We start from the raw sequence: 6,284 nt of genomic DNA on the forward strand, positions 1-6,284 counted from the left end.
CAAAAAATTTATATTTTTTTTAAAGATTTATATTTTTTCAAATAAATTAGTAAAACAGAAATAGCAGCAGGTGTAATACCAGAAATTCTGCTAGCTTGTCCAATAGTAGTCGGTTTGTAAAAATTCAGTTTTTGTCTAACCTCAATAGATAAATTTTTTATTTGATTAAAATTTATCTCTTTATCTATTTGGTAATTTTCATATATATTATTTTTGTTTATCTCTTTTAATTGATTATTAATATATCCTTCATAATTTGATTGAATTGTAATTTGTTCTGAAATATTATGATTATCTATAAAACCAGGTCCATAAATATATTCACTATTTTGATTCTTTAATTTCATCAATATTTCATATGTAATATTAGGTCTTTTCATTAAATCAAATAAAGAAGATGATTCAATGCTTTTAATATTTAATTTATTTAAAAAATTAGAATCTACTTGCGAAGTATCCAATTTTATATTTTTTAACCTTAATATTTCATTTTCTATGGATTCCTGTTTAATACAAAAAGATTCCCATTTAGAATCATTAATTAAACCAAACTTACGACCAATAGGAGTTAATCTTAAATCAGCATTATCTTCTCTTAAACTTAATCTATATTCTGCTCTAGAAGTAAACATTCTGTAAGGTTCAGTAACACCTTTATTAACTAAATCGTCTATCATAACTCCTATATAAGAATGTTTTCTATCAGGTACAAAAAATTCCTTTCTTAAAGATTTCATAGAAGCATTTAATCCAGCTATTAACCCCTGTGCAGCAGCTTCTTCATATCCAGTAGTACCGTTTATTTGACCTGCAAAGAATAAACCAGATACAATTTTGCTTTCTAAAGTTAAATTTAAATTTCTAGGATCATAATAATCATATTCTATAGCATAACCAGGTACTAAAATATTAGCTTCTTCCAAACCAGGTATTGATCTAATAAATTTTATTTGAGTATCTAAAGGTAAACTAGTAGATACTCCATTGGGATAAATAATATTAGAATTTAAACCTTCTGGCTCCAAAAAAACTTGATGAGAGTTTTTATCTTGAAATCGTTTTACTTTGTCTTCTATAGAAGGACAATAACGTGGACCAATACCTGAAATTGATCCATTAAACAAAGGAGATGTATTAAAAGAAGAACTAATAATTTCATGAGTAGTTTTATTAGTATGTGTAATCCAACAAGGTAATTGTTTAGGATGCATACTAATATCACCATTAAATGAAAATACTGGATATGGGTTATTATCTGATTCTTGCTTTTCTAGCAAAGAAAAATTTATTGATTTTTTATCAATCCTTGGAGGAGTTCCAGTTTTCAATCTTCCTTTCGTAAGACCTATATCGTTTAATTTATTAGCTAACATAATGGATGATGGATCTCCAATTCTACCACCATATTTTTTTTCAGAACCAATATGTATAACACCGTTAAGAAATGTACCTGTAGTTAAAACAACGCTTTTTGTTTGTATTTCTTCATTATCATCCGTTTTTATACAATAAATTTTATGATTTTTAATAATGATATCAATTACTGTTTTTTCTTTAATTTGTAATAATTGATTATTCATCAAATTGAAATAAATAAATTTACTATATAATTCTCTATCTATTTGAGCTCTAGTAGCTCTTACAGCTGGTCCTTTAGATTTATTTAATATTCTAAATTGTATACCTGCATGATCAGCAGCTATGGCCATAATACCACCTAAAGCATCGATTTCTTTTACTAAATGACCCTTACCAATACCTCCTATAGATGGATTACAAGACATTTGTCCTAGTGAACTAATTTTAGTGGTGAGTAATAAAGTTTTTGCTCCAGATTTAGAAGCAGCTAATGCAGCTTCAGTACCAGCATGTCCTCCACCTATTACAATAACATCAAAAATATTTGAATTCATTTTATAATATGTATATATATATATTAATTAATAATATGTATTGTTGATAACTTTAATAAAACATTAAAAACCCTATTAAATCATTGAATATAACTAATTTTTATAGTTTATAACTTATGTGTTGATAAACTATAAAAAGTTAATAAGTTTTTAATAAATTAAAAAATGTTAACTTATTAAGAAATCATCCAATGATTATTAACAATGTTTTATACAATGATTATTAACAATATTTTAAATTTATTTACCTATACAAAAACTAGAAAATATTTCTCCCAATAAATCTTCATTAGTAAATTTTCCAGTAATAGCATTAATATTATTTTGAGCTAATCTAATTTCTTCTGCAGATAATTCTAAAAAATTATCTTTTTTGATTAAATTATTATAAGCGTTATCTAAATGATAAATTGTATTTTTCAAACACTCAACATGTCTTTTTCTTGCTAACCAAGGTATTTCTTCTTGATCTTTTTCATTAGCTATTTGAGTAATTCTATTTTTTATATCTTCTAAACCTATAGATTTTTTTACTGAAACATATAAATTATATTTATTTGGTTTTATATTAAAATTTAAGTTTGTTTTTATTAAATCTATTTTATTAAAAACATTAATTGTTTTGTATTTAGGTAACTTTATTGTTTCTTTCAGGTTAATATTATTGATATTTTTAATATCGTGTATATTTAATATAATATCTGCCTTTTTAATTGCTAACATACTCCTTTTAATGCCTATTTTTTCTACGGGATCCTTTGTATCGTGTATGCCAGCTGTATCCATTAAATTAATCTGAAATCCATCTATATATATAGTTTTTGTAATAACATCTCTTGTAGTACCTGCAAAAGGAGTAACTATAGCGACCTCCTCGTCTATTAATTTGTTTAATAAACTGGATTTTCCTACATTAGGTTTTCCTATCAATGCAACATTAATACCTTCTCTTATTTTAAAACTAAATTTAGATTTATGAATTAAACCTTTAATTTCTTTTTTAATTTCTAGTATGTTATTCAAAATTTTATCTATATTTAAATATTCTATTTCTTCTTCTGAAAAATCTAAATTAGCTTCCATTATTACTTGAATATTGATTAAATTTTTTTGTATATTATCTAATATATAACTAAATTTACCTGATAAAGAAATATTAGCACTTTTAACTGCTATTTTAGACTTTGCATTTATTAAATCTGATATAGCTTCAGCTTGTGTTAAATCTATTTTTCCGTTTAAAAATGCTCTTTTTGTAAATTCTCCAGGATCTGCTAATCTCAAGTTTAGCTCTATTTTATTTTTTAATAAACATTCTAGTATTAATCTAGTCACATATATACCACCATGACATTGTAACTCTAAAACATCTTCTCCTGTGTAAGAATTAGGAGCTTTAAAAAAAATTACGATTCCCCTATCAATTATTTCATTTTTATCAAGAAAAGGTAAATAATATACTTTTCTAGGATACAATTCTTGTTTAAAAATATGTCCAATTATATTAATTAAATTTGGACCTGATATACGTATAACACCTATACTACCTTTGCCATTAGCAGTAGCTATAGCTACAATATTGTCATTATTATTCATTTTATGAAAAATTAATCAATGTATAGGATAATACTATTAGCAAGATATCCTATACATTAATTAGATATTTATGAGTGATATAAATTTTTAGTAATAAACCATTGTTGCATAATAGATATAGTATTATTTACACACCAATAAAGTACTAAACCTGATGGGAAAAAAAACATCATAAATCCAAATACAATTGGCATTATCATCATAATTTTAGCTTGTATAGGATCTGTTGGTGCTGGATTTAATTTTATTTGTAAAAACATTGTAAGCATCATTAATGATGGAAGTATAAAAAAAGGATCTTTAGCTGATAAATCGTTGATCCATAAAATCCATGGTGCTCCTTTCATTTCTACACTTGATAATAATACCCAATATAAAGCAATAAATACTGGTATTTGAATTAATGTTGGTAAACAACCCCCTAGAGGATTAATTTTTTCTGTCTTATATAAATCCATCAAAGCTATATTTAATTTTTGTTTATCTTCATTATATATTTCTTTTAAAGATTGAATTTTAGGAGCTATATCTTTCAACTTTGCCATAGATTTATAGCTTGCAGAAGATAAAGGAAAGAAAATTAACTTAATAAATATAGTAAGAAATACGATAGACCATCCCCAATTATTAAATATTTTATACATTAATGTAAGCAATAAGAATAAAGGTTTTGCTATTATAGTAAAAAAACCATAATCTACAACTAAATCTAATCCTTCAGATAATTGTGATAATGTATTTTGATCTTGTGGACCAATCCATAAATTAGATGTATTAGATATAGTATGATTTGGTAATACTTGTTCAAGATTTTCTATAACTCTTGCTACATAAGTATTTTTATATAAATCATTAATTTTGACTATTTCATTTTTATGATTAATACCTGGAGTTGGTATCAAAGCAGTAGTAAAATACTGTTGAACCATTGCAATCCATCCATTACTGCTTTCCTTAATATATTTTTGTTTATTTTTTGTAATATCATCAAAAGATATTTTTTGAAATTTTTCTTTATTAGAAAAAACAGCAAAACCAGTAAATGTTTTATAGAATTTAGAAATTCCATATGGCTCATTCCCATCTCTTTCTATTTGCAAATATAAAGAGGGATATATAGTTTCTTTATTGTTATTCGTCAATTTATGTATGACTTGTATATTGTAAGATTTTTCATTTATTAAAAAAATTTTTTTTAGTAAAACATTATTAACATTTGCTTCAAATACTAATTTTTTTTGATTGCCAAGAAATATTGAATCATCTTTATTAAATGTAAAATTTGTTTGATGATTAGGAAATTCTTCTTTAGCTTTATTACTAATAATTCCAGATTGTACTACATAAAAATTCTTATCATTTTTATCTAATAAAATTGTACCTTCATCTTTATTCATTAAAGATGGATATTTCAATAATTTGACTTTTATAATTTGAGCACCAAGACAATCTAAAGTAATATCTAGTAAGTCTGTTTTCACATTTATTAAATCACCTGTATCATACTTTTTTGTATCATGATAAATATTGGGTATTATTGTAGTAGAATCTGTAATAGAATTATTTGCTGTTTGTATATATTGATTTTGTTTATAATCATTTTGCCATTGATGCCATAATAACATTATGGAAAATGAAAAAATTATCCAAAGTATTAGTTTTTTTGTATCCATGATTTTAGTAATTGACATACAATTCACTATTAAAATTAATTTATAAAATTATTACTATTAATTTTTATGTGAAATAAAGTCTTTTCCTCCTTTAATATATGGATTGCATTTTAATATGCGTATTATAGTTAGAAAAATACCATACAAAATTCCATGATTTTTAATAGAATCAATAGCATAATTAGAACATGAAGGAATAAATCTACAATTTTGGCCAATTAATGGACTTATTATGTATTGGTATGTTTTAATTATTGATATTAAGACTTTTTTTATCATTTTTAATCCTTGAGAACTGATGAAAAAGTTCAATATTTATTATTTTTTTTATTTTCATTAGAGAATATTTTGGTATTTTCTTATATAAACGAAAAATATAATTTTTTTTAGGAATAAGAGCGCGATTTTTTCTAAAAAATTCCCTTATTATTCTTTTTAATGTATTTCTAATTATAGCTTTTTTAGCAAATTTTTTAGATATAATGATACCAAGCCTAGCTTCTATATGATAATTTTGCAGCTTATTTGATGCTATTATAATAAAAAAATTACCAAAATCTATTTTTTTACCATTTTTAAGAATAAAAACGAAATCTGAATTTTTTTTTAATCGCGCCTCGGCTGGAAGCGTGGCGCGTAACATCACTATTAATTTTAATTAATTATATGCTTATACAGAAAGACGTTTGCGGCCTTTAGCTCTTCTAGCATTTAGAATAGCACGACCAGCACGTGTTTTCATACGTATACGAAAACCGTGAGTTCTTTTTCTGCGTGTAACTGAAGGTTGATAAGTGCGTTTCATTGAGAACCTATACGAATAACAAAAAATATAAAATATCTATATAAAAGTATCATTATTACAATTATAAGATACGTAGTATTATTTAATGATTAATTATAAAATAATAAAAGCAAATATTCTAAACTAAACTAGAATTCTATATTTTTTATAGTTAATAGTTTTATTTATTGCAAATATTAGTATGAATTATATAACTTTGTTATAGGTTATATCAAATTTATTAAAATATAAAACTTTATATATGACGTAGTAATAATATATAATTTTTAAAAATTATGTAATATTAAAAAATTAATT

6 protein-coding genes are annotated in these 6,284 nt (G+C 23.9%); all 6 read right to left on the bottom strand.

Annotated features, from left to right (window positions below; all coding sequences use genetic code 11):
- Positions 1-8: 8 nt before the first annotated feature.
- Positions 9-1,913 (bottom strand): tRNA uridine-5-carboxymethylaminomethyl(34) synthesis enzyme MnmG, encoded by a 1,905-nt coding sequence (gene mnmG / locus CKSOR_RS03575; RefSeq protein WP_108674200.1) that lies wholly within the window; start codon positions 1,911-1,913, stop codon positions 9-11.
- Positions 1,914-2,153: 240 nt separating this feature from the next.
- Positions 2,154-3,509 carry a tRNA uridine-5-carboxymethylaminomethyl(34) synthesis GTPase MnmE gene (gene mnmE / locus CKSOR_RS03580; RefSeq protein ID WP_108674201.1) on the bottom strand — a complete coding sequence of 452 codons (1,356 nt, stop codon included), beginning with the start codon at positions 3,507-3,509 and terminating at the stop codon, positions 2,154-2,156.
- Between the two features lie 68 nt (positions 3,510-3,577).
- Positions 3,578-5,182 carry a membrane protein insertase YidC gene (gene yidC, locus CKSOR_RS03585; RefSeq protein WP_108674240.1) on the bottom strand — a complete coding sequence of 535 codons (1,605 nt, stop codon included), beginning with the start codon at positions 5,180-5,182 and terminating at the stop codon, positions 3,578-3,580.
- Between the two features lie 57 nt (positions 5,183-5,239).
- Positions 5,240-5,461, bottom strand: a complete 222-nt coding sequence (gene yidD, locus CKSOR_RS03590; RefSeq protein ID WP_108674202.1) for a membrane protein insertion efficiency factor YidD — start codon at positions 5,459-5,461, stop codon at positions 5,240-5,242.
- On the bottom strand, positions 5,430-5,825 hold the full coding sequence (gene rnpA, locus CKSOR_RS03595; RefSeq protein WP_108674203.1) for a ribonuclease P protein component: 396 nt from the start codon (positions 5,823-5,825) through the stop codon (positions 5,430-5,432). The genes yidD and rnpA overlap by 32 nt, the downstream gene beginning before the upstream one ends.
- Before the next feature lie 27 nt (positions 5,826-5,852).
- Positions 5,853-5,987, bottom strand: coding sequence for a 50S ribosomal protein L34 (gene rpmH, locus CKSOR_RS03600; RefSeq protein ID WP_108674204.1), 135 nt, complete (start codon positions 5,985-5,987; stop codon positions 5,853-5,855).
- Between the last annotated feature and the right edge of the window lie 297 nt (positions 5,988-6,284).

Source organism: Candidatus Kinetoplastibacterium sorsogonicusi, from assembly GCF_003072465.1.
In the GTDB taxonomy this organism is placed as follows: Bacteria; Pseudomonadota; Gammaproteobacteria; order Burkholderiales; family Burkholderiaceae_B; genus Kinetoplastidibacterium; species Kinetoplastidibacterium kentomonadis.